Origin of the sequence: Streptomyces scopuliridis RB72 (assembly GCF_000718095.1) — a bacterium.
GTDB lineage: Bacteria > Actinomycetota > Actinomycetes > Streptomycetales > Streptomycetaceae > Streptomyces > Streptomyces scopuliridis.
Genome location: NZ_JOEI01000029.1, coordinates 113,603 through 137,578 on the forward strand (window position 1 = coordinate 113,603; position 23,976 = coordinate 137,578).

The 23,976-nt window shown below is 71.7% G+C and carries 22 protein-coding genes; 3 read left to right on the forward strand and 19 right to left on the reverse strand.

Features of this window, described 5'->3' with window-relative positions:
- The first annotated feature begins 250 nt into the window (after positions 1-250).
- Positions 251-619: a DUF779 domain-containing protein gene (locus tag IF11_RS0129780; RefSeq protein ID WP_240627568.1), complete on the forward strand. Its 369-nt coding sequence runs from the start codon at positions 251-253 to the stop codon at positions 617-619.
- 24 nt (positions 620-643) lie between these two features.
- On the opposite strand, the gene IF11_RS0129785 is transcribed toward IF11_RS0129780, so the two are convergent.
- The 13 genes from IF11_RS0129785 to IF11_RS0129845 form a co-directional block, all read right to left on the reverse strand.
- Complete coding sequence (locus tag IF11_RS0129785) at positions 644-838, reverse strand: hypothetical protein (protein WP_030354868.1); 195 nt, start codon at positions 836-838, stop codon at positions 644-646.
- 124 nt (positions 839-962) lie between these two features.
- On the reverse strand, positions 963-1,829 hold the full coding sequence (locus IF11_RS0129790) for a phosphatidylinositol-specific phospholipase C/glycerophosphodiester phosphodiesterase family protein (RefSeq protein WP_030354869.1): 867 nt from the start codon (positions 1,827-1,829) through the stop codon (positions 963-965).
- A 202-nt stretch (positions 1,830-2,031) separates the two neighbouring features.
- A complete protein-coding gene (locus IF11_RS0129795) occupies positions 2,032-2,694 on the reverse strand; it encodes an ABC transporter ATP-binding protein (protein ID WP_030354870.1) in 663 nt (220 codons plus the stop codon).
- Positions 2,687-3,658 (reverse strand): ABC transporter ATP-binding protein, encoded by a 972-nt coding sequence (locus IF11_RS0129800; protein WP_078490996.1) that lies wholly within the window; start codon positions 3,656-3,658, stop codon positions 2,687-2,689. The genes IF11_RS0129795 and IF11_RS0129800 overlap by 8 nt, the downstream gene beginning before the upstream one ends.
- 125 nt (positions 3,659-3,783) lie before the next feature.
- Positions 3,784-4,710 (reverse strand): ABC transporter permease, encoded by a 927-nt coding sequence (locus IF11_RS0129805; RefSeq protein WP_030354872.1) that lies wholly within the window; start codon positions 4,708-4,710, stop codon positions 3,784-3,786.
- Positions 4,703-5,695 carry an ABC transporter permease gene (locus tag IF11_RS0129810; protein WP_030354873.1) on the reverse strand — a complete coding sequence of 331 codons (993 nt, stop codon included), beginning with the start codon at positions 5,693-5,695 and terminating at the stop codon, positions 4,703-4,705. Before IF11_RS0129810 ends, IF11_RS0129805 begins: the two co-directional genes overlap by 8 nt.
- Complete coding sequence (locus tag IF11_RS0129815; RefSeq protein WP_030354874.1) at positions 5,692-7,287, reverse strand: ABC transporter substrate-binding protein; 1,596 nt, start codon at positions 7,285-7,287, stop codon at positions 5,692-5,694. The genes IF11_RS0129810 and IF11_RS0129815 overlap by 4 nt, the downstream gene beginning before the upstream one ends.
- Positions 7,288-7,405: 118 nt before the next feature.
- Positions 7,406-8,512 carry an acyl-CoA dehydrogenase family protein gene (locus tag IF11_RS0129820; protein WP_030354875.1) on the reverse strand — a complete coding sequence of 369 codons (1,107 nt, stop codon included), beginning with the start codon at positions 8,510-8,512 and terminating at the stop codon, positions 7,406-7,408.
- Positions 8,509-9,702: an acyl-CoA dehydrogenase family protein gene (locus IF11_RS0129825; protein ID WP_030354876.1), complete on the reverse strand. Its 1,194-nt coding sequence runs from the start codon at positions 9,700-9,702 to the stop codon at positions 8,509-8,511. Before IF11_RS0129825 ends, IF11_RS0129820 begins: the two co-directional genes overlap by 4 nt.
- Positions 9,699-10,667, reverse strand: a complete 969-nt coding sequence (locus IF11_RS0129830) for an NADPH:quinone oxidoreductase family protein (RefSeq protein ID WP_030354877.1) — start codon at positions 10,665-10,667, stop codon at positions 9,699-9,701. The genes IF11_RS0129825 and IF11_RS0129830 overlap by 4 nt, the downstream gene beginning before the upstream one ends.
- Positions 10,668-10,776: 109 nt before the next feature.
- The gene (locus IF11_RS0129835; RefSeq protein WP_030354878.1) at positions 10,777-11,364 is read right to left on the reverse strand and encodes a helix-turn-helix domain-containing protein; all 588 of its coding nucleotides are present in this window, start codon (positions 11,362-11,364) and stop codon (positions 10,777-10,779) included.
- A gap of 165 nt (positions 11,365-11,529) precedes the next feature.
- Positions 11,530-11,787 (reverse strand): DUF5133 domain-containing protein, encoded by a 258-nt coding sequence (locus tag IF11_RS0129840; protein WP_037728899.1) that lies wholly within the window; start codon positions 11,785-11,787, stop codon positions 11,530-11,532.
- Positions 11,788-11,955: 168 nt separating this feature from the next.
- Complete coding sequence (locus IF11_RS0129845) at positions 11,956-13,254, reverse strand: alpha/beta fold hydrolase (RefSeq protein ID WP_030354880.1); 1,299 nt, start codon at positions 13,252-13,254, stop codon at positions 11,956-11,958.
- Positions 13,255-13,514: 260 nt separating this feature from the next.
- Between IF11_RS0129845 and IF11_RS0129850 the strand changes: the two genes are divergently transcribed.
- Complete coding sequence (locus tag IF11_RS0129850) at positions 13,515-14,678, forward strand: ABC transporter ATP-binding protein (protein ID WP_030354881.1); 1,164 nt, start codon at positions 13,515-13,517, stop codon at positions 14,676-14,678.
- Between the two features lie 58 nt (positions 14,679-14,736).
- Here the strand turns inward: IF11_RS0129850 and IF11_RS0129855 are convergent, their stop codons facing one another.
- The 6 genes from IF11_RS0129855 to IF11_RS0129880 all read right to left on the reverse strand — a co-directional run bounded on the left by IF11_RS0129855 (position 14,737) and on the right by IF11_RS0129880 (position 22,784).
- Positions 14,737-15,738: a glycoside hydrolase family protein gene (locus IF11_RS0129855; RefSeq protein ID WP_030354882.1), complete on the reverse strand. Its 1,002-nt coding sequence runs from the start codon at positions 15,736-15,738 to the stop codon at positions 14,737-14,739.
- 104 nt (positions 15,739-15,842) lie between these two features.
- On the reverse strand, positions 15,843-17,123 hold the full coding sequence (locus IF11_RS0129860; RefSeq protein WP_030354883.1) for a TRAP transporter large permease: 1,281 nt from the start codon (positions 17,121-17,123) through the stop codon (positions 15,843-15,845).
- A 4-nt stretch (positions 17,124-17,127) separates the two neighbouring features.
- Entirely contained in the window at positions 17,128-17,721 is a 594-nt protein-coding gene (locus IF11_RS0129865; protein WP_030354884.1) for a hypothetical protein, read from the reverse strand.
- Positions 17,718-19,847, reverse strand: a complete 2,130-nt coding sequence (locus IF11_RS0129870) for a hydantoinase/oxoprolinase family protein (RefSeq protein WP_030354885.1) — start codon at positions 19,845-19,847, stop codon at positions 17,718-17,720. The genes IF11_RS0129865 and IF11_RS0129870 overlap by 4 nt, the downstream gene beginning before the upstream one ends.
- Before the next feature lie 155 nt (positions 19,848-20,002).
- A complete protein-coding gene (locus IF11_RS0129875) occupies positions 20,003-21,616 on the reverse strand; it encodes an FAD-dependent oxidoreductase (protein ID WP_030354886.1) in 1,614 nt (537 codons plus the stop codon).
- A 70-nt stretch (positions 21,617-21,686) separates the two neighbouring features.
- Positions 21,687-22,784 (reverse strand): LacI family DNA-binding transcriptional regulator, encoded by a 1,098-nt coding sequence (locus IF11_RS0129880; RefSeq protein ID WP_030354887.1) that lies wholly within the window; start codon positions 22,782-22,784, stop codon positions 21,687-21,689.
- A gap of 208 nt (positions 22,785-22,992) precedes the next feature.
- Between IF11_RS0129880 and IF11_RS0129885 the strand changes: the two genes are divergently transcribed.
- Positions 22,993-23,964, forward strand: coding sequence for an acetylxylan esterase (locus tag IF11_RS0129885; RefSeq protein ID WP_030354888.1), 972 nt, complete (start codon positions 22,993-22,995; stop codon positions 23,962-23,964).
- Positions 23,965-23,976 lie beyond the last annotated feature (12 nt).

Consider the following 23,976-nt stretch of genomic DNA (forward strand, 5'->3'; position numbering starts at 1 on the left):
TGCTGGAGGCGGAGTTCTGCGGCACCGCCGGCTGACGGGCCGACGCGGTCCTGTGGCGGCGGGCGGGTGCCTGTCCGATACTCGGGACCGGGATCCGGTCCGCGTGCAACCGTCTCGCAACGTCGCGGGGTGTTGACTGAGTCCCTGACGGTGCGGACCGATGACCGACGGCGGCGGAGAGACCATGGACGAACAAACTTCCCCACGGAAACCACTGAAGCCACGGGAACCACTGGAGCCCTTGGAGCCGCTGAAGCCGCCCGCGCCACTGGAGCCGCGCGTCGAGGTGACCCCCGCGGCCGCCGAACTGATCCGGCGGCTGCGGGCGGAGCACGGGCCGCTGATGTTCCACCAGTCGGGCGGCTGCTGCGACGGCAGCGCGCCCATGTGTTATCCGGACGGTGAGTTCCGTACGGGCAACTCCGACGTACTGCTCCAGTCCCTGGAGGTCGAGGGGGTCGCCGAGCCGGTGCCCTTCTGGATGTCGGTGAGCCAGTACGAGGCGTGGCGGCACACCCGGCTCATCGTCGATGTGGTGAAGGGACGCGGCAGCGGCTTCTCCCTGGAGGCCCCCGAGGGGGTGCGCTTCCTCATCAGGTCGCGGCTGGTGGGGACATAGGTCCCGGGGACGCGGGCGGCCCGGTCAGGGGTGCAGACCACTCACCACGCCCGCCGTGGTGGAGATCCCGTTCGCGATGGTCGGCGCCATGCTCGTGCCCGCGAGGAAGAATCCGAGCAGGACGCAGACCGTCGCGTGCCAGAACTTCAGTCCTCCATTGCGCAGGAAGACCACCGCGAGGATCACCAGAAGCAGAAGTACAGAGATAGAAACAGCCATCGAGAACCTCCTCCGCCGCACCGGATCGCGGCATTCGGCCGCCAGTGTGGCGGAGGAGGAGGCCGGGTCGGCCGACTGGCGTGTCCGCCGTACGGGTGGTTGACCCCGGGTTCCCCGTTACGGGCTACGGACGGCGCTGCCGGAGGAAACGTTCGAGGCCCGCAAGGTCATCCGTATTGAGATGGTCGACGCCGGCGGCGAGCAACTCGGTCCAGACGGCGTCCCGCGCGGGTCCGGGCAGATCGGGCGTGCTCCAGAAGCGCACCCGCTGGCCGTGGGAGTGGGCGGCGTCGACGATGCGTCGCAGCTCCGCGCGTTCGGCGGCGGGGAACGCGCCCACGCCCTGCCAGCTGAAGCTCTGGGTCCAATTCCCGCTGATGAGCGGGACGAAGGAGGCCGGGGCCGCCGTCCCGAGATCATCGAGCCGCCCGTCGTAGAACGCGTACCGCACGCGCTGCGCCTCCATGGGGGCACGGGCCGCGCGGTCGCCGGAGATGACGGGGGCGACCGCGCCCGCGCGCACCGAGCCGTTGGCGTAGCGGCTCAGCATCGAGCGGTAGCCGGTCAGTTGGCGGTGCAGCTCGGCGTAGGCGGCGGCGCCGTCCGCCTTGATGTCGATGAGCAGCTGCACCGGCCGGTGGTAACCCCGGTATACGGAGCCATGGTTGGCCCGCACCCGCGCCAGGAGGGGATCGAGGTAGAGCCCGCGGAGGGTTCTGGCCGGGTCGAGTTCGGTGGCCTCGTGGGCGACCAGCAGCTCGCCGTCGACCAGGAAGACATCGGCTTCCACGCTGGTGAAGCCGTGTGACAGGGCGTCGTGCAGGGGGCGGGGATGCAGATAGTCGTTGTGCGCGTGAGCCTGGCGCAGCGGCCGGGGGCCGTCGCCGCGCTCTGTCCGCGAGGCCGCCTGTGCGTACGCGGGTGCCGCGACGGCTCCCGCGAGCGCGGCGGCGAGCGTACCAACAGCTCTGCGGCGGGTGGTGAGGGCCATGATGCCTCCGGGGGGACGCGATGGGGCGCGAGGATGCGGTGGGGCGAAGTGGTGTGCGGCCGGGCCCGGGTGGGTTCGGTGGACTCTGGTGGGTTCGGTGGGCTCCGGTGACTCGGGTGGGCTCGGCCCTGGTGAGTATCCGCCCTGTCATGGCCCGGCCGATATCGTCCTACGCAGAGTTCGCCCACCCGCCATCCGCGCTTCAGCCGGCCCCGGTGATCTCCGTCCAGCGGACCGTACGGTCGCACCAACGCTCCAGCAGGACCCGGTCATGGCCGACGGCGAGCAGTCCGGCGCCGTGCTCGCGGCGGTACTCCTCGACGACGGCGACCAGCGCGGCCGTGGTGGAGGCGTCCAGCATCGCGGTCATCTCGTCGCAGACCAGCCAGCGCGGGCGCAGCACCAACGCGCGGGCCAGACAGGCGCGTTGCAGCTGCCCGTCGCTGACCTCGTGCGGCCGGCGGCCCAGCAGTTCACCGGTGAGCCCGACCGTACGGGCCAACTCGCCGACGTGCGCCGTGAGGTCCGACCGGCGGCCGGTGGCACGCAGCGGCTCGGCGATCAACTCGCTGAGGCGCAGCCGGGGATCCGCCGACAGCCTTGGCTGCTGGAAGACCACGCCGATCGCGGTGCGCTGTGCCCGCGGGGCCCGATGGCGCCACCCGGTCGCGCGCTGGCCGTCGACCGTGACGGTCCCCGCGTCGGGCCGGTGCAGCAGCGCCGCGACCCTGGCGAGCGTGGACTTGCCGCAGCCGCTGGGGCCGAGCAGCCCGAGCGACGTACCGGGCGCGAGGGTGAGGGAGGCGTCCCGTACGACGGGGGCGCGCCGCTCGTATCCGGCGGTGATGGAGCGGAGTTCAAGCACGGACGGTCTCCTCGGCGCTCTCGTCGGGTCTCTCGTCGGAGCGCTCTTCAGGACTCTCTTCAGGGCTCTCGTCGGTGCTCTCCCGGGGGTGGTGGCAGGCGAGTCCGTCCGTGAAGGGCGGTGTGGTGGCGCAGAGATCGGTGGCGCGCGGGCAGCGGGGCGCGAAGGCACAGCCCGCGGGCAGCTCGCCCAGTTCCGGGGGCAGCCCGGGGATGGGGGTGAACGCGCGCTCCGGCAGGGCGTCGAGCAGTCCGCGCGCATAGGGGTGACGCGGCCCCCGTTCCCCGAAGAACCGTTGTGCGTCGGTGAGTTCGACGATCCGTCCGGCGTACATCACGGCGACACGGTCGGCGATCCGCTCGGCCGCGGCCAGATCATGGGTGATCAACAGCAGGGCGCGGCCCTCGTCGGCGTGCCGTCGCAGTTCGTCGGCCGTACGGTCCACGAGATCCCGGTCGAGTCCGGTGGTCGGCTCGTCGGCCAGCAGCAGCGGGGCGTCACCGATCAGGGCGAGCGCGGTCGCGGCGCGCTGGGCGAGACCGCCGGAGAGCTCGTGCGGATAGCGGTCGAGATGGCCGGCGGGAAAGGCCGCGCGGTCGGCGGCGGCCTCGGCGGCCCGGTGGGGTTCCCGCCCGCGCGTGCCGGTCAGTTCCCTTACGGTTTCCTCCAGTTGGGCCCGTACCGTACGTACGGGCGTGAGATGGGCGGCCGGGCTCTGCGGTACGAGGCCGACGCGCCGTCCCCGTACCGTCCGCGCGAGCGTGCGCTCGTCGGCGGCGAGCAGATCGATGCCGTCGAGGACGGCGGAGCCGGTGGTCTGCGCGTTGCCGGGCAGGAGTCCGAGCAGGGCGGAGGCGAGGACGGACTTTCCGCAGCCGCTCTCCCCGACGAGGGCGAGACACTCCCCCGCCGCGAGATCGAAGCCGGCGTCGGTGACGGCGGCGATGTGCCGGCCGCCGCGCATCCGGAAGCGGACACCGAGCCCCCGTACGGAGAGCACGGGCGGCACCGAGCGAGCAAGCAGGGCGGGTTCGACGGACACGACAGGTTCGACGGGACCGGTCGGCGGGACCGGCGGGGCGGGCGTGGTCACAGCATCAGCTCCGATCGGCGGCGCGGATTGATCCGTTCCCGCCAGGCGCCCGCGAGACCCGCGAGGGCGAGGGTCGGAACGATCAGGAACAGCCCGGGGAAGAGCGTCGGCCACCAGTCGCCCGCGAGCAGCGAACCGCGCGCAGTCTGCACGAGATTGCCGAGGCTCGCCTGATGGCTGGGCAGGCCGAGCCCGAGGAACGAGAGCGCGGATTCGTGCCACATCGCGTGCGGCACCATCAGTACGGCCGCGAGTCCGGCCTGCGGCATGACGCCCGGCAGCAGATGGCGGCGGATGACGCGGCGGCGTGACGCGCCGCCCGAGATGGCCGCGTCGATATACGGTCGCGCGCGCAGCGAGAGCACCTCCGAGCGGACGATCCGGGCGGTGGAGAGCCAGTGCGTGAGCGCCACGGACACGATCACCGGCCAGACACCGGGCCGGAACATGGCGACGATGAAGATGCCCAGCAGCAGATGCGGTACGGACGAGAAGGTGTCCACGAGCCGCATGACGATCCGGTCCGTCCAGCCGCCGAAGGCCGCGGCCGCCGCGCCGACCGCCGTACCGATCACGGTGGCGACGAGCGCCGCGACGAGTCCGACGAGCAGCGAGACGCGCAGTCCGTAGACGCAGCGCAGCAGCAGATCGCGACCGACGTCGTCCGTGCCGAACGGATGTGCCAGGGAGGGCGGCTGGAGTTTCCTGGCCAGATCGACGGCCTGCTGGTCGAGGGGGGCGAGCAGCGGTACGACGAGTACGGCGAGCGCCACGACCGCCACGAGGGCGGCGGAGGTTCGGACCCGGACCGTACGGGTCGAGCGCCGCGTGCGCCCGTGCGAGCGCCAGACCGGCTTGGTGGTGGCCGGCTCCCTGGTGACCGGTGCGGCGGCGGTGACCGGTCCGGTGGTGGTGTCAGCCATCGAAGCCCACTCTCGGGTCGGCGAGTCCGTAGAGCAGATCGGAGAGCAGGTTCCCGATCAGCACGGCGGCGGTGGCGAGCACCGTGAGCGCGGCGAGCAGCGCGAAGTCCACGGAGGTGGCCGCCTGCACGGTGGCGGCGGCGATGCCGGGCCAGCTGAAGACCGTCTCGACGAGCAGCGCGCCGGTGATGAGTTCGGGCACCCGGGAGCCGATGAGGGTGAGCATCGGCAGCATGCCGGAGCGCAGGGCGTGACCGAGCAGGACGGTGCGTTCGCTCAGGCCGCGGGCGCGGGCGCCGCGTACGGGATCCTCGGCGAGCGCGTCGGTGACCCCCTGGCGTACGTAGAGGAAGAACCAGGGCAGTTGGGAGATGCCCAGCACGGCGGCGGGCAGCACCAGATGCGAGGCGACCTGCCCGAAGGTGACGGTGTCGCTCGCCGCGTCGGTGAGCCCGCCCGCCGGGAGCACGCCGAGCGTGACCGCGAAGAACCAGATCGCGAGCAGCCCGAGCCAGAAGGCGGGCGCGGCCTCCAGGATGTACGCGGCCGAGCCGGCGCAGCGGTCGAGCAGGCCGCCCGGTTTGCGCGCGGCGAGCACGCCGAGGGAGGTGCCGAGCAGGACGGCGACGGCGAAGGCAGTGATGGCGAGCAGCGCGGACCAGCCGATCCGCTCGCCGATCACGGCGGAGACGGGCGCGCGCAGTACGGAGGAGTCGCCGAGGTCGCCGCCGAGCGCGTGGGTCAGCCAGTTCCACCAGCGGTGGACCAGTGGCTGATCCACACCGAGGTTGGCCCGGAGCTGGTCGAGGTTCTCCTGCGAGGCGGTGAGGCCCGCGGTGCCCGCGTACGCCTTCACGGGGTCGAAGGGCGAGGCCGCGGCGACGGCGAACACACCGAAGGTCACCACGAGGAGGACCGGGGCGGCGAACAGCAGCCGCCGCCCCGCCATCCGCCCCATCGCCCCCCAGGGGAGGCCCCGGCTCATTTCTTGGGCGTCCAGTCCTCGATGTTCCACCAGGGGCCGGACGCCAGACCGTGGTCGTGCGGCTCGGTCTGCGTGGAGAGCCCGTCCCAGCGGTCGTTCACCACATAGAGGTGGTCGATATGGGTGAGGAAGGTGTACCCGGGGTTCTTCACCAGTTCCCGCTGGACGGTGTCGTACGCGGCCTTGCGCGCGGCCGGTTCACCGCTCTCGCGGCCCGCGTCGAGGGCCCGGTCGACGGCCGGGTTGTCGTACCACGCCATGTTGTTGAAGCCGTCGCCCGCGAGGGAGGACATGAGCAGGGTGTACTGGTCGAAGTCCGGGTCGCCCGGCGAGCCGCCGCCGGCCAGGACCGCGTCCTGCCTCATCCGCGGTTCGATGACCTCCCAGGTGCCCGCCTGGGTCGTGATGTCGATGCCCGCCTTCTTGGCGTCGGAGGCGTAGGCGAGGGCGTGTTCCTGGCGGAGCTTGTCGCCGGTGAGGTACCAGAGCGGGAAGGCGGCGCGCACGCCGTCCTTGACGCGGACCCCGTCCTTGCCGGGCTTCCAGCCCGCGTCGTCGAGGATGCGCCGCGCCCCTTCGAGGTCGTAGCGGCGCTCGGTGCCCCGGGTGAACCATTCGCTGCCGGTGGGGACCGGGCCGTAGGCCGGCGTGCCCGCTCCTTCCAGGATCCGGTCGACCATGGTCTCGCGGTCGACGGCGATGTCGAGGGCCCTGCGGACGGCGGTGTCGCCGGTGACCTTGTGGTGGGTCGGCAGGGTGACGGTGCGGTAGTCGTAGGTCGTGGCGTCGTAGGTCGTGCGGCCGCTGTCCTCCTCGAACCCCTTGGCCAGGTTGGGCGGCAGGATCGCGCCGTCGAGTTCCCCGGCGCGCAGCCGGGTGGCGCGGACGTCGTCGTCCTTGATGATCGCCATGGTGAACTTCTTCACCTCGGGCGCGCCGCCCCAGTAGTCCGGGTTGGCCTTGAAGCTGATCTTCTCGCCCTTCGACCAGCCGGTGAGGAGATAGGGACCGGTGCCGACGGGCTTCGTGGTGAACGGGCCGGTGTTGACGTCCTGTTCGCCCGCGATGTGCGCGGGGGCGATGGGCAGGACGGTCCGCCGGTCGAACGGCGCGTAGGGGTACTTCAGGGTGAAGACGACGGTGTGCTCGCCCCGGGCGGTGACGTCCTTGACGGCGTCCAGCTCGGTCCTGGACGCGTTGTTGGTCTTCTCGTCCAGGATGGTGCGGTACGTGAAGACGACGTCCTTGGCGCCGAAGGGCTTGCCGTCGCTGAACTTCACGCCCTCGCGCAGCTGGTAGGTGTAGGTCAGCCCGTCGTCGCTCACCGTCGGCAGGGCGGTGGCGAGCGCGGGCCTGAGCCGCATCTCGCCGTCGTAGGCGAGCAGTCCGTCGAAGATCTTGGAGTTGCCGTCCTTGCCGTAGCCGAGGAGCGGGCTGAGGCTGTCGGGTTCGTAGGCGATGCCGACGACCACCGAGTCCTTCGCCCCGCCACCCGCGCCCGAGCCGCCCGGGTTCGAGCAGGCCGCCGCGGTGAGGGCCAGTGCTCCGGCCAGCACCGCGGCGGCCGTGCCGCGTATCGATCGGGCCGTCATGCGTCCACCCCTATTGAAGATCATCTGTTATTGCGATCGAGTCGCAATTAAACAGCACGTAAAGGGGTGCTTGTCCAGACGGCTGTGACCGCGGCCCGCCATCGGCGGGGCGGATCGGCTACCGGGGTCCTGGCAGATCGACGAGCGCGGCCAGCGTCTCCTGATGCCGGCCCTTCGAACCGAAGGCGATCTCATCGGACTTGGCGCGCTTGAGATACAGATGTGCGGGATGCTCCCAGGTCATCCCGATCCCGCCGTGCAACTGGACACACTCCTCGGCCGCGTGAACGGCGACCCGTCCGCAGTACGCCTGCGCGAGAGCCACCGCGAGGGGCGCCTCCGGGCTGCCGGTGGCCAGCGCGTCGGCGGCGTTACGGGCCGTCGCGCGGGCCGAGACGACCTCCAGCCACAGCTGCGCCATCCGGTGCTTGAGCGCCTGGAAGGACCCGATCGGCCGGTTGAACTGCTTGCGCTCACGGGTGTGCCGGACGGTCTCCTCCAGACACCACTCGGCGATACCGAGCTGCTCGGAGGCGAGCAGTCCCGCCCCGGCCAGCAGTCCACGGCGTACGGCGGCCTGCGCCGCGGGCGCCTCGGCGATCCGGATACCGGCGGCGGGATCGACGGTGACCGCGGCGAGCGGCCGGGTCAGATCGAGCGGGGTCAGCGGCTCGACGGTGACGCCGGGCGAGGCCGTCTCGACCGCGTACAGCCCGTCGTGACGCACCACGAGCAGGACATCGGCGCGTACGGCGTCGGCGACCCCGGTCACCGTTCCCGCGCCGGCGGGGAGCGGTCCGTCCGGGGCGGTGGACAGCGGCACCGCGAGCACCGCGACCCGGTGGCCATGGGCGAGCGCGGTGAGCAGGCCCGCGACATCCGTGCTCTCGGTGCTCTCCCCGTCGCAGGCGAGCAGCGTCTCGGTCGCCACCACGGAGCTGGTGAGATACGGCGCGGCCGTGACAGCCCGGCCCAGCTCTTCCAGGACGACGGCGGCCTCGCGATGGCCCGCGCCCTGGCCGCCGAGCTTCTCCGGGACGAGCAGCCCCGACGCGCCGATCCCGGCGGCGAGCGAGGTCCACAGCTCCGCGTCGTACGGATCTCCCGCCTCGGCGAGGATGAGCGCCGCCGGTACATCGGCACGGTCGGTGAGCAACGACCGTACGGCCGCGCGCAGATCGTCCTCGGTGTCCGAGTAGAGCAGATCGGGGGAAGCGTCGGTCATCGGGCCAGGTCCTTCCAGGCGACGTCCTTGTCGTTGCGCGGCTCCGAGGGCAGGCCGAGCACGCGTTCCGCGACGATGTTCAGCAGTACCTCGCTCGTACCGCCCTCGATGGAGTTGCCCTTCGCGCGCAGATAGCGGTACCCGGCGTCCCGTCCGGTGAAGTCGACCAGCTCCGGCCTGCGCATGGTCCAGTCGGAGTACAACAGGCCCTCCTCCCCGAGGAGTTCGACCTCCAGACCGCTGATCTCCTGGTTGAGCCGGGCAAAGGCGAGCTTCATCCCGCTGCCCTCGGGGCCCGGTTGTCCGGCGACGAGCTGCTGACGCAGCCGCTCCGCGGTCAGCCGCGCCACCTCCGCCTCCACCCAGAGGGTGAGCAGCCGCTGACGCAGCTCATGGGTGCGCAGCTCGGGTCGCTCGCGCCAGGTGCGGGCGACCGTACCGATCATGCCGCCCTCCCGGGGCAGCCGAGCGCCGCCGATGGAGACGCGCTCGTTCATCAGCGTGGTCTGTGCGACTTTCCAGCCGTCGCCGATCTCGCCGAGGCGGTGCGCGTCGGGGATGCGTACGTCGGTCAGGAAGACCTCGTTGAACTCGGCCTCGCCGGTGATCTGGCGCAGTGGCCGTACCTCTACGCCGGGGTCGGTCATATCGCAGAGGAAGTAGCTGATGCCCCGGTGCTTGGGCAGGTCCGGGTCGGTCCGGGCGATGAGGATGGCCCAGCGGGCGACATGGGCACTGGAGGTCCATACCTTCTGCCCGTTGACGATCCAGTCGCCGGAGGCGGAGTCGCCGTCGCGTACCGCGCGGGTCCCGAGCGCGGCCAGGTCGGATCCGGCGCCGGGCTCGCTGAACAGCTGGCACCACACCTCCTCACCGACCCACAGGGGCCGCAGGAAGCGTTCCTTCTGCTCCTGGGTGCCGTAGCGGAGGATGGTCGGCGCGGCCATGCCGAGGCCGATGCCGATCCGGCGCGGATCGTTGTCGGGCGCGCCCGCGGCGGTCAACTCGGCGTCCACGACGGCTTGGAGGGAGCGCGGCGCGTCGAGCCCGCCGAGCCCCGCCGGGTAGTGCACCCAGGCGAGTCCGGCGTCGAAGCGCGCCTTGAGGAAGTCGGTGCGGCCGGTGGTGGCCGGCGGATGCTCGGCCAGCAACTTCCTGGTGAGGGAGCGCAGTTCGGCGGCGTCGGTCATCGGGCATCGCCCTCCGGGAGGACGACCACGCGTCCGGTGGTGATGCCGTCGGCGACCCGCTGGACCGCGTCGGCGGCGTCCTTCATGGGGACCCGTTCGCTGATGAGCGGCTTGATCGCGCCCCGGGCCGCGAGCGCGGTCAGCTCCCGGTGGCAACCGGCCACCGCCGCCGGGTCCTTGGTGTTGTAGAGGCCCCAATGCAGGCCCATGATCGAGTAGTTCTTCACCAGCGCGTGGTTGAGGGCCGCGGTGGGGATCGCGCCGCTCGCGAAGCCCACGACCACGATGCGCCCCTCGAAGGCCACGCACTTGGTGGACTTGGCGAAGGCGTCGCCGCCCACCGGGTCGTAGACGACATCCGCGCCCCGGCCGCCGGTGGCCTCCTTGACCGCGCCGACGATCTCGTCCGCACGGCGGTCGATCACCAGATCGCAGCCCAGCTCCCGGGCCACCCGCGCCTTGTCCGGACCTCCGACGACCCCGATGACGGTGGCCCCGGCCGCCTTCCCGAGCTGGACGGCCGCGCTGCCGACCCCGCCGGCCGCCGCGTGGACGAGGAGGGTCTCCCCCGGCTGGAGCCGCGCCCGCCGGTGCAGTCCGAACCACCCCGTCTGATAGCCGATATGCAGGGCCGCCGCCTCCGCGTCGTCCAGTGCCTCGGGCGCGGGCAGCAGCGCGGCCGCGTCGGCGACCACGTACTCGGCGAGGCCGCCGTGCGGCAGCGCGGGCGTGGCGATGACCCGGCGTCCGTCCTCCGTCTCGCCGCAGATCTCCACGCCCGGGGTGAAGGGCAGCGGCGGCCGGACCTGGTACTGGCCCCGGCAGAGCAGGGCGTCGGGGAAGTTGATGTTCGCCGCCCGGACCAGGAGCGGGACCTGTCCCTCGCCGGGCACGGGACGCTCCACCTCTTCGAGCCGCATCACCTCGCCCGGCTCGCCGTTCCGGTGCACTCGCCATGCCTGCATTCGGGGCCTCCACACACGATGGGCAGTACCGCACTCGTGCGCATACTAAGCAGTCGCTTGCCTCGCTGGGAACATCCCGCCCGCGAACGACCCGCCCGGAATCCGCCCCTCAGGACGCCTTCGGCCGTGCCCGTACATGCATCCGCTCGCCCTGCGGACCGAACAGGCTCAGGAACTCCACCGGCGCGTCCGCGGCCGGCCCGAACCAGTGCGGTACGTGCGTGTCGAACTCGGCCGCCTCCCCAGCGCCGAGCACCACATCGTGTTCACCGAGCCGCAGCCGCAGCCGGCCCGCCAGCACATAGAGCCACTCATACCCCTCATGGGTCCGCTGTTCGCAGTAGTCGTCCGGCGAGGGCTGGATGATGATCTTGTACGCGTGCAGCCCGCCCGGCTGGCGGGTGAGCGGCAGCATCGTACGGTTGCCCTGCACGATCGGCTTGGTGCGCACCCGGGGGTCACCGACGTGGGGCGCGCCGACCAGTTCGTCGAGCGGGACCTGATGCGCACGGGCGATGGGCAGCAGCAGTTCGAGGCTGGGGCGGCGGCGGCCCGCCTCCAGCCGCGAGAGGGTGCTCACGGAGATACCGGTGGCCTCGGAGAGCGCGCTCAGTGTGGCGCCGCGCTCCTGCCGGATCTTGCGCAGCCGGGGTCCCACTTCGTTCAGTACGTCTTCGAGCCGGGCGTCGTCATCCATGGACCCATTGCATCATCGATTGCCGGGACAGCAAAAGGATTTGCCGGGCCGCGCCGGGCCGACGACGCACTCGGCACGGCAACAGGTCTCCAGGCGTACAGGTCCCAGGCGTACAGGTCCCAGGCGTACAGGTCTCCAGGTGTACCGGTCTCACGGCGACGGGTCCTACGGCTTGACTCCCGGAGCTACGGGCTTCGTTCCCTCCGGGAAGAGCGGAACGGGCCTGATCCGGCGCAGATATGCCTCCGCCTGCCAGATCGCCTCACGTGCGGTGCGCTGTCCCATCAGCACACAGAGGGTGTACGCCACGTCCTCGAACCGTCCGCGTGTGTCCTCGTCGAGCGGATCGGCGAGCACCAGCCGTTCCCAGGCCCGGTACCGGGCCAGCAGATCGGCCACCAGATGTCTGTCCGGCAGCAGCATGCCAACCACCTCCCGCGTTCGGGATCCACCCGCTCGCTCCGGCTTCGCACACAGCAGGGCACCGGTCCCCTCGGGGCCATTGTCCACCCGGCCCCCGGCATCCGCTCGGCGAGTCCGGTGGGACCGGCCTAGACCTGGTGACACCGGGGCCGGTGGCGGCGCCCGGCCTCAGTCCTCGTCCCGTACGAGCGCGAGCAGCCGGTCCAGGACGTGCGGACCGCCCGCCCGCAGCCCGTCGTGCTCGTACTCGTCCGTCACCCACGTCCGCAGCCCGCGGATCGCGCGCGCGGTGCGCAGGGAGTGTTCCGTGTCGACATACATGTCGTCGTGGTAGACGGCCGCGGCGACCGGCACCTCGTTGGCGGCCAGCCGGGCGGGATCGTAGAGCGGGCTCCAGTCGGCACGAGCCGCGACCAGTTCGGCGGCCTCGCGCAGCGGGCGCAGCGCGGGGTCGGAGTCGAAGTGCCAGGGGTGGATGGACTCGCCCGTGAAGTACAACGGCCCTTCCCCGGCAAGGGTCTTGGCCGCGTCGAACCGCGCGAACTCGCCGCGCACCCGCTCGGCCGCCCACTGCGTCGGCCGGCTGTCCTGGCCGTAGATCGCCTCGTGGAGCACGGCGTACAGCGGATGTCCGGCGTACGAGAGGGCGGTGGCCACGCTCTCCTGAAACGCGTCGGAGAGCGCCGGGCCCTTCGGCGTACGGACGAAGGCGTTCTCCAGCAGATAGTGCAGCTGATGGCTGCCGTCCCCGCCGCCCAGCATGATCCCCAGGGACTGGAACGCCTCGGGCGTGAGGATATAGCCGGTGGGGAGTACGGGCCGGTGCTCGGCCAGATACTCCGCGATCCGGCGGGCCGCGCCGATGTCCTGCGGATAGCGCGCGTAGAACGCCTCCACCTTGCGCGCGACGCGCGGGTACGCGGCGCGGTAGACCTCGTCGGCCGTGGCGTCCAGCGAGGGCAGCCCGCCGGTGATCAGCACGGTCTCCAGTCCCTCGGGAGCCGTGGAGAGATAGTGGGTGGCGCAGAAGCCGCCGAAGCTCTGGCCGAGCACGGTCCAGGGGGCGCCGCCGGTCAGCAGCGGCCGTATCGTCTCGCAGTCCCGCACGATCGAGTCGGCGCGGAAGTGCCCGAGATAACCGGCCTGCTGCTCCGGGCCGCCGTGCAGGGGCAGGGTCTGCCGGTTGACGGGGGTGGAGAGGCCGGTGCCGCGCTGGTCGAGGAGGAGCACCCGGAATTCCTCCAGGGCGCGGCCGAGCCACGCCTGCCGGCCGATGAACCGGCGCGCGCCGAAGCCCGGACCGCCCTCCAGGTACACCAGCCAGGGCAGATCCGCCTCCGCCCGCGCGCTCGCGACGACTTCGCGGGCGAACAGCTCGATCCGCTCCCCCGACGGATCGGCATGGTCCAGCGGGACCGTGAAGCGGTGGTCGGTGAGGACGACGCCGGGCTGGCGGTAGCTGGTCAAGGGTGCTCCTGTTCTCGCTCGCCCCTTCCGGGGCCGGTCACGCGCCCCTCCCGGGGCAGTCACGCCGCACAGTTCAGCACACGGGGCGCGGCCCGGCCGAAGCCGCCCCGCCCCGGGCGTCCCGCTCCGTGCCACCCCGTTCCGCGACGGCGTGTGACGACCTGTACGGACCCGGGGCGCTCCGCGTTCAGCGCGTACGCGGTTCCCCGGACAGTCCCGGCCCGCGCGCGCGGCGGCCCGACCGCTCCTAGCGTGAGGTCATGATCCGGTTCGAGCAGGTCAGCAAGGTCTACCCGGACGGAACGGCCGCCGTCGACGAGCTGTCCTTCGACGTCGACGAGGGCGAACTGGTCACGCTGGTGGGGCCTTCCGGCTGTGGCAAGACGACCACGATGATGATGGTGAACCGGCTGATCGAGCCCACCTCGGGACGCATATTCGTCGAGGGCCGGGACATATCGGGGGTCGACCCGGTACAGCTGCGCCGCCGGATCGGCTATGTCATCCAGCAGGTGGGGCTCTTCCCGCACCGCACGATCCTCGACAACACCGCGACCGTGCCCGCCCTGATCGGCTGGAAGAAGGCGAAGGCGCGCGAGCGGGCGGCGGAGCTGCTCGATCTGGTGGGGCTCGACCCGGCGACGTACGGTCCGCGCTATCCGGCGCAGTTGTCGGGCGGGCAGCGCCAGCGGGTGGGGGTGGCGCGCGCCCTGGCCGCCGATCCCCCGGTGCTGCTGATGGACGAGCCGTTCGGCGCGGTGGACCCGGTGGTGCGCGAGCGGTTGCAGAACGAGTTCCTGAAGCTCCAGGCGACGGTGCGCAAAACGGTGCTGATGGTGACGCACGACATCGAGGAGGCGGTGCGGATGGGCGACCGTATCGCGGTGTACGGGGAGGGCCGTATCGAGCAGTACGACAGCCCCGCGGCGGTCCTCGGCACCCCGGCCACGCCGTATGTGGCCCGGTTCGTGGGCGCGGACCGGGGGCTGAAGCGGCTCTCGGTGACCGCCGTCGAGCCGGCCGATCTGGAGGAGCCGCCGGTCGCGAGGACCGACGAGCCGGCCCGGGACGCGGCGGCACGGATGCGTGCCCAGCGGGCCCGCTGGGCGGTGGTGCTGAACGGCGACGGCGAACTGCACGGCTGGGTCTCCGCCGACGCGCTGGCGCAGGCCGGGGAGCGCGGCTCGGTCGGTGACCTCGCCCGCCGGATGGAGGCGTGGGTGCCGCTCGGGTCCCCGCTGAAGCAGGCGTTCAGCGAGATGCTCCAGCATGACGCGGGGTGGGTGGCGGTGCTGGAAGGGGCGCGCTTCGCCGGGGTGCTGACCCCGGCGAAGCTGCACGAGGCGCTGCGCCGCTCGGTGGACGCGGACGCCCAGGGCATCGGGCGCGACGAGGTCGACTTCGACTCGGTGTCGGACGCGTGAACGTGAGCGGTGGCGGTACGGAATCCGGCGCGGCGGCCGGGTCCCGTACCGACGGACGCTATCCGCGGGCGACCGCGATCGATCCCGCGAGCCGCTCGCCCGCCTCGTAGACCATGTACGGCACTCCGCCGTCCGTGCCGAAGCTCGGAGCGGCACTGCGGCCGTTGTCCGGGGCGCCGGCGGCGGAGTTGTAGAAGACGCCGAGGTGGTCGCGGCGCGTGAAGTCGTTGCCGACCTCCGTGATCATGAGGTCGCCGCCGCTCTGCTTGTCCTTGTTGTAGACCACGTACGCGCTGCCGTTACGGGTCAGCAGATGCGGGCCGCCGACATTGACCGCGCCGACGTCCGAGTGGCGTACGAGCGGGGTCTGATCAAAGGTCCAGTTCCGGCCGTCCGGTGACCAGCCCCAGGCGATGTCACGATGGTTGGTGGTGTTGTTGAGCATGAAGAGCATGACGTAGCGGGCGTTCCTCGACGGCAGGTTGTGTGCGAAGACCCGCGCGTAAGAGGTCTCCGTGGACCCGGCGGGCATCATCGAGGTCGACAGCACCACCTTGTCGTAGGTGAAGGTGATGCCGTCCTTGGAGCGGGCGAGTCGCGTGGTGGTGTTCTCGCCGTGGAAGTAGAGCCACATCTCCTTGGCGTCCTCGTTCCACAGCACATGCGGGGACGAGACATGGCTGACCGAGTAGTGGGGCTGCCAGGTGCGCGAGACCAGCGGATTGGCCGGGTACTCCGTGAACGGGCCTTCCAGGGAGTCGCCGTACGCCAGGCAGATACCGCCGGGCGCGTCGTGCGGCGCGTAGTAGAGGTAGTACCGGCCGAGCGCGCCCGCGATCCGGCCCGCTGTTCCCCGGATGCACGGGAAGATGATCTCGCCGGTCGGGTTGTACTTCAGCTGAGAGGGCGTCAGCAGGGTTCTGACATAACGGTAGTCGGGGAATCCGCCGGGAGCCGCGGCGGCGCTCGGCGCGGTGCCGACGCCGGCGGCCAGTACGGCCGAGGTGGCGACGGCGCCGCGCAGGAAGATGCGGCGGCTCGGGTTCTGCGGCTCGGTCATGGGGTGCTCCGTCCCAGGAGTGTTGGGTGTCAGGAGTCGCGCGTATCAGGAGTCGCGCGTGTCAGGAGTGGTGTGGATGAGCGGTCCGGACAGTGGTGCGGGCGTCAGAGGTATGTCGCGGCGGTGACGGTGAATCCACCGAGCGCGACGAGCCAGACGTACGGCAGGGTGCGCGCCATCACCTGCTGCGGGGTGACGCCCGCGTACTGCGCGCTCCACACCGTCTGAGTGCTGGTCGGGTCGGCGACACCGAAGACCTGGTTGTACGAGGTGGCGAGGCCCAGTACCGCCACGGCCGGGTAGATGCCTGCCGCGATGAGCACCCCGGCGATACCCGCGCCGAGGCCGAACACATTGAGCGGGCCCCGGTAGAGGCAGAGCGGTACCAGCAGGGTGAAGACCAGAACGAAGAGCACGGGGTTCTGCGGGCTGACCGCCTTCACCAGCGGCGCCAGCGCCTCCACCGCGCCCGGCAGCTTCACCGCGGCCAGCAGGATCCCGATGGCGATGAACAGCACGATCGGCGCGGCGGCGGTCTCGAAGCCGCTGTAGAGCGTCCGCAGCAGCCGCTTGTTCATCTCCCCCGGCCGGGTGGTGGTGACCAGGGCGTACACCACACCTGCCAGCAGCGAGGGCACGATGGCCACTTCGAGGCCGAGCGCGAGGATCAAGGGCACGGCCGGCGTCAGCAGCGCGTACCAGGGCGCGTCGCCGAGCCGCTGTCGGCGTGAAAGCGGCTTCTCCGGAACGGACTTGAGCGACCAGGCATGCTCGACGCCCTTGCGCCGGGTCTCGATGAGGACGAACAGGACCGCGGCGGCCAGCGCGAAGGGAAACAGTTTGATCATGAAGCCGCGCACGGTCGGAATGGGCAGTTCCAGCGCGCTGGAGAAGAACTGCCAGACGGGCAGTTCGAAGGGCATACCCGCGGCGATCCCCATCAGGATCGTGCCCGCGGCGGTGACCTTCGGGATGCCGACGGCGATCATCGCGGGGATACCGATGATCCCGGCGAGCATCGCGGCCGGCGCCGAGCCCGTGACCGTACCGACCAGGGTGGAGACGGCCAGCACACCGAGGGCGACCACCACGGGCCGGTCGCCGCCGAATTCGACGATCTTGCGGACGAGCGTGCCCGCGATCCCGGTCTCGTCGAGCAGCCTGCCGAGCCAGGAGCCCAGCAGGATGGCGATCATGGTGGCGGCGAGTGCCGGGGCGCCCTCCTGGAGCACCGTGTCCAGCAGACTGTTCTCGCCGGTCGGCGGGGCGCCCGAGACCAGCGCGATGGCGAGGGCCAGCAAGACGAGCGCGAAGGCCGTGGGGAGTTTGCGGCTCAGCATCGCGGCCACCCCGGCCGCCATGATCAGCAGAATGACGACGCCCATGGCGTTACTTCTCTCTTCCGTGCGGAGTGGCCGTGGCCGCGAGCGCGGCGGTCAGCAGCAGCGGGCTGCGGCCCAGTCCGCACACCGCTCGGGCGTGGGCATGGGCGGCGATCTCGTCGGCGCCCGCGACATGGCCGTACGCCGTGTGGCGGCCGAGGCGTAGCACGACATGGCCGAGGGAGCGGCGCAGAGCGGCCTTGTCCGGTCCGTGGTGCAGCCGTTGGTGCACGGCCTCATGGGCGAGGGCGGCGGCGCGTACGGAGCCGACGGGGTACCAGTCGCGCCAGCCGAGCCGGTCGACCAGCTCCTCGGCGGCCGCGAGCGTGTCGGTGTACAGCTCGACGGCCGGGGGCCGGGAGGTGTAGCGGGCGATGAGTCCGCGCTCCATGCCTCCGTCGCGCTCGATGATCCGGGCCGTGCACCGTGCGGGATCGAGCGCGGCGCCGAACTCCTCGGCGGCGTACGCCCATTGGCGCAGCAGTCGCGGATCGCGGCCCTCGTGGGTGGGGGTGGCGGCGAGGAGACGTACGGCGAACTCGATATCGTCGAGTTCCGCCAGTTCACGGACGGCCCGCCCGGTGGTGACCGTACGGGTCATGTCCGTACCTCCAGCACGGCGATGACGGGTTCGTCGGCGGCGCGGGCCCTGAGTTCGCCTCGGGCGAGGGCCAGCAGAGGCCCCGGGTCCAGGACCCCCGAGAAGTCAGCGATCCTGGCGCCGATGAGGAGACGCAACGCGGGGGCACGGACGCCGCCGTCGCCGTACGAGGTGGCCTCGCCCACCAGCCCGGCCAGTATCTCGGGGGCGCGGCCGGCGGTGGTGGTCTCGACGCGGGCGTCCGGCGCGTGCAGCCGTACGACGCCGTCCGCGTCGACCACCCGCACCGGATGGCGGGGGGCGCGGAACCGGCGGCGCACTTCGGTGCCGTACACGGTGTGGGACGGGGTGTCCGCCAGGATCCGTACCTCGGCCGTCCCGGTCTTGAGGCTGGCGGCGGCGGCACGCAGCCGTTCGTCCGCGTCGGCGCGGTGGGCGCGGTCCTGGGTGCGCAGTTCGGTGGCGCCGGTGGCGACCGCGCGGACGGTGTGGGTCTGCGGGTCGACGGTGACCTCGACCTCGACGCCGTCGGCCGCCGCGCCCTGGGCGATGACGGCCCGTTCGGCCTCGGCGCGTACGGCGAGGATCTGTTCCTGGCCCGCGCCCGGGATGATCCGTTCGATCTGTTCGCGGACCAGCGCGAGGGCGACGCCGATGGGGCTGATCACCTCGTTGTGCCGGGCGATCCTGCCTTCCTGGCCGGAGACCGCGGCCAGGTGCGGGGTGACGGACGCGGCGCCGCCGCCCCCGCCGACCAGGACGGCGGTGTCCTTGTCGAGCCGGTAGTCGCGGATCATGGCGTCCACCACGGCCTTCACCTGGCCGGTGCCCGCGTCCAGGACACGCGCGGCGGCGGTGGCCACATCGGTGCCCAGCGCGGCGGCGAGCGGGGCGAGCGCGGCCCGCGCCACCTCCTGGTCGCAGCGGGCGAAGTCCCCTTCCGGGACGCGCCCCAGGGCGTTGGCGGCGCAGGTCATGGTGAGCGCGAACCGGCCGCCCGCGGCGTCGAGCACCGCGTAGTCGGCCGGGTCGTCGTCCATCGGGCTGACGGTGGCGAGGGTCGCGCCGCGCAGCTCGTCGGGGGTGGCGAAGCAGGCGTACGGCAATCCGGCGATATGCGCGCTGCGCGGACCTACCGTGGTGACCTTCCCGCCGCCGATCCGCACCATGGAGCCACCACCGACCCCCACCGTCCTGACATCCAGTGCGGAGAGATAGGACGTCCTGCCGAGGATGGTGGCGTGCCGTACGGCGACCTTGCCGCGCCGTACGACACTGATATCGGTGGAGGTGCCGCCGGTCTCCAGGAACAGGCCCTCGCTGATCCGCTCCCTCATCAGCGCTCCCGCCACCCCCGCCGCCGGTCCCGACAGCACGGTCAGCAGCGGTCTGCGGCGCATCTCGTCCAGGGACATCACACCGCCGTCGCAGCGCATCACCATCAGCGGGGCGCTGACGCCCGCCTTGGTGATGGAGGCGTCGACCAGATCGGCGGTGGCGAGCATCCGTGGCAGGATCGCCGCGTTGACCACGGCGGTACGGGTCCGCTTGTGGAGCCCGTACAGCGAGGTGATCTCGTGCGCGGCGGTCAGCGGCAGGTCCCGGCCGCGGGCCGCGTCGAGTACGGCGTCCTCGCCCTCCGGCCGGTCCACGCTGAACGGCTGTGTGGCCACCAGGACTTCGGCCCCTTCCCGTACGACGTCATCGACGGCGCTCCGTACAGCGGCGGTGTCATCGGGATCGGGGACATGCGCGTAGTGGAGCGGGAGCCGCTTGCCCGGGGTGAGTTCGAGCTTGCCGAGGGCGGCGAGCCTGCGGGTGAGCGCGGCGCCGGGGCCCGAGCCGATGCCGATCAGTCCGACGGTGGCCACGTCACCCTCCAGCAGGGCGTTGGTAGCCTGGGTCGTGCCGTGGGCCAGGAAGGCGACGTCCTCAGGGGCGTGGCCGGTACGGTCCAGCAGTCGGCCGAGCGCTTCCACGATGCCGTGGGCGACGCCGTCCTCGTGGTGGTGGCTGGTGGGAACCTTCACCTGCCCCAGCAGTTCGAGGGTCGTGGCGTCGACGGCCACGGCGTCGGTGAAGGTTCCGCCCACGTCGATGCCGACGCGGATGCGGTGGGTGGTCATGGTATGGGCACCTCCTTGTGCACGGTGGGCAGGTCCTGACCGGCCGATGCGGTCGGCCGGCCAGGACCGGTACGCGGGCGGTGGGCCGGGCGGAGACAGGTGGAGCTGCTTCCGTCCGGCCGTCCCCGTCCGTCGAGGTGGGACGACGACGCGCGTCAGTAGCCGCGTACGTCGGGCCAGTTGCGCTGGATTCCCGCGCGGTCGAGCACTCCGGCGAACGCGTCGAACCGCTTGTCCTCGGACTGGACCTGGTGCGGTTCCACGCCTTCGGCGAGACAGTGGGCGGCCAGGGCACCGGCCACCTCGCCGATGTTCCACTCCACCGGGTGGAGCCGGTAGCAGCCGTTGGTGATGTGGGTGGTGCCGATGTTCTTTCCGGCGGGCAGCAGATTGCGGACGCGGCGCGGTACGAGGGCACCGAGCGGGATCTCGAACGGCACGGAACCGATGTCGACATAGGTGTCGCCGCCGGTGGAGGGGTGCAGATCGATGCGGTAGTTACCGACGCCGACCGAGTCCCGGTAGCGGGTGCCGCCGTACGGACCGACCAGATCGATCGCGACATCGTGTTCGGTGATGGTGGTGACCGCCTTGATCCGGCGCGACTCGCGTACGTACGGGGCCTTGGCGAGGCCGTCGGAGGTGCCGGTGACATCGGGACGCGGACGCAGCCCGGGAAAGCCGGTGCCGCCATCGGCGCGCGGCGCCTCGGTCTGGAGCCAGTACAGGACGGAGAGCGACAACTGCCGTGCCTCGGCGACGGCTTGGGCGGCCGTCTCGGCGCCACCGCCGATCAGCGGCTTCAGCCAGTAGTCGTTGAGCGGCCAGTTGACCAGGGTGATGTCGGAGTCGAAGGCACCGTCCCTGTGCAGCTTGCGGGCGAGGATCCGGCGGAAGCCCCACAGTTCCTTGTCACCCGCGTCGGCGCTCTGGTCGGCGCTGACATCGAGCGGGTCGAGATCGGGGTTGGGTACGAAGGTACGCGGTACGGCCTCCAGTGTGCGGGGGTCCGGGGCGAGAAAGCCGAGCAGCGGCCCCGGCCAGAAATCGGGCCGGTAGGAGCGCCAGAAGTCATAGTCGGCGGGCTTCTCGATCGTGTGGTCCTCGCCCTCGTGGTACGAGAGCGCGAAGCAGACGGTGATGCCCTGCTGGTTGAGCGGCTGGGCGGTCTCGGGGGCGTGCGGCTCGTCGTACTCGGCGCGGGCCTCGGCACCCACCGCGTACTCCACACCCGCGAGTTCCAGCAGCTCGCCGGTCTCGGTGGCATCGATGACATAGCGCGCGGCGATCGTGCGCCGGCCGCCGTCGCGCAGGCTCTCGACGGTGACGCTCCGTACGGTGTCGTCCTCGGCCGCCTCTGCGGCCACCGGCCGGTGCTCGGTGAGGAGGGTGAGCCGGCCGGAGGCCCGGTGGGGCGCGAGCATGGACTCCATGACGGTGAGGGCGACGCGTGGCTCATGACAGAGCTTGCTGACCCGGCCGGCGCCGGGGTTGAGGGAGGTGAGGGCCAGCGCCTCGGCCCGCATCGGGTACCACTGGCGGTAGAAGTCCCGGATGGATTCGCGCAGGTGACGGTACGAGGCGGTGGTGCCGAACCGCTCGACCCAGGGGTGCTCGTCCGGCGGGACGGCCTGAGAGGTGAGCTGGCCGCCGATCCAGTCGGTCTCCTCGGTGAGGACGACACTGCGCCCGGCACGGCAGGCGGCGAGTGCCGCGGCCACGCCGCCGAGTCCGCCGCCGACGATGAGAATGTCCGGTTCGGGTATCACGGATCTCCTTGTGGTGCTGTGTTGTGCTGTGTTGTGCCCTGGGGTGTGGTGCTGTGTGGTGCCGGTCCGCCTACGGGGCAGGGGGCGGTCCGGCGGTGGCGCCGGCCCTGAAGACACAGGACACCAGCGGTTCCGCGGCCTCCTCCCCCGCCACCAGCGCGGCGAGCAGGCGTACCGCCGCCGCGCCCAACCGGGTTCTGGGGATGTCGAATCCGGTGACCTGCGGACCGTCCGCCAGGTCCGGGGGCGGCGAGCCGAGGAGCGCGAGCGAGACCTCGCTCGGGCAGTCGACTCGCGCGTCACGGACGGCCGTACGCAGCGCGCGCCAGGCGCCGCCCGTGTCGGTCTCCTCCGCGACGAAGGCGGTGACTCCGTCGTCGGTCCATCCGCGCAGCCGCTCCGCGGTCAGTTCGCGTTCCGGGGCGGCCGAGCGGAAGACCGCCGCGGGGCCGCCGGGCAGGCCGGCCGCCTCCAGCCCCTTCAGGAAGCCGTGTTCACGGTCGGTGGAGGCGGGCGCGTCGTCGTCCTCGCGGATGAGCACGATCCTGCGGTGGCCGAGCGCGGCGAGCCGGCCGACCACCTCACGGCTGGCGCTGACATAGTCGGCGCCGACCCAGGCCAGGCCCTCCAGTTCGTCCCTGCGGCCGATATGGACCACGGGGAAGCCGTCGGCGACCAGCCGCCGCAGTTCCCCGGCCGGCGCGTGGCGGCCGAGGAAGAGACAGCCATCGGCCAGCCGTACCCTGCTGAGGGCGTCCGGCCCGGCGGCCCCCGCGCCGCCGGTGCTCGAACCGGTGAAGAGCACCAGGTCGTAGCCGCGCGCGGCGGCCTCCTGCTCGACGCCGACCAGGAACGGGTAGTACGAGTGCTGCACATCCGTCGGGAAGGTGGCGGTGAAGCTGAAGACGCCCAGCAGGTCATTGCGCGCCGCCGCGAGCCTGCGGGCCGCCGGATCGGGTACGTAACCGAGGCTGCGCGCCGCGTCCAGCACCTTCTGCCGGGTCTCGTCGGAGATCGTGGCGCCCTGCTTCTTGCCCGCGAGTACCAGCGAGACCGTTGCCTGCGAGACCCCGGCCAGCCGGGCGACCTCCGACTGGCGCGGCCGCGCGGTGCGCCCGGCCGGAGCCGGGGCCCGGCCTGGCCGGGAACGCTTCCTTGGTTCGTCCACCGGTACTCCTCGTGCTCCTCAGGAATCGTTAATGCGTATTAGTTATGCGCATTAACGTGCACTGTGGACCTCCGGGCGATCGGGGTCAAGAGGGTGGACCGGACTTCTTTCCGGGGTTCCGCCAGGGACTTCTGCCCGAGCGGCCTGCGGTCGTACGGTGTGATGTTCCGTCTTCCGCGACCCGCTCTCCTTGACAAGGTGACCTTAAATGTCCCTGTTCGACCTGCCCCTCGATGAACTCCGCGGCTACCGGAGCCGGTCCACGGAGCCGGAGGACTTCGACCGGTTCTGGGAAGCCACCCTCGCCGAGACGCGCGGCCACGATCTGCGCGCCCGCTTCGAGCCCGTCCCGACGGCGCTCGCCACGCTGGACGTGTTCGATGTGACCTTCGCCGGGTTCGGCGGCCATCCGGTCAAGGGCTGGTTCGTCCTGCCCGCCGGTACGTCCGAACCCCTCCCCATAGTCGTGCAGTTCCTCGGCTACGGCGGCGGGCGCGGCCTGCCGCACACCCATCTGCTCTGGGGCTCGGCCGGCTTCGCCCACTTCGTGATGGACACCCGGGGACAGGGCGGCGGCTGGAACGGCGGCGACACCCCCGACCCAGTGGGCAGCGCCTCCTCGTACCCCGGCTTTCTGACCCGGGGCATCGAGGACCCGTACGCGTTCTACTACCGGCGGCTCTTCGCCGACGCGGTACGCGCCGTGGAAGCCGCGCGCTCCCACCCCCTCGCCGATGCCTCGCGCACGGTGGCCCTGGGCACCAGCCAGGGCGGCGGGATCACGCTCGCGGTGGGCGGGCTCGTGCCGGATCTGGCGGCGATCGCGCCCGATGTGCCGTTCCTCTGCGACTTCCCGCGCGCGACGACGATCACCGACCGCCATCCGTACCGGGAAGTGGGCAACTACCTCAAGACCTACCGCGGCAGGACGGCGGACGCCTGGCGGACGCTCAGCTACTTCGACGGCGTGCACTTCGCGGCGCGCGGCCGGGCTCCGGCGCTGTTCTCGGCGGCCCTGGAGGACGAGACCTGCCCGCCGTCCACGGTCTTCGGAGCCTTCAACGCCTACGCGCACGAGGACAAGTCGATCGAGGTGTACGACTTCAACGACCACGAGGGCGGCGGTCCGTACCAGGAGGCCACCCAACTGGCCTGGCTGGCGGACCGGCTGACTCCCTGACCGGCCGCCGCA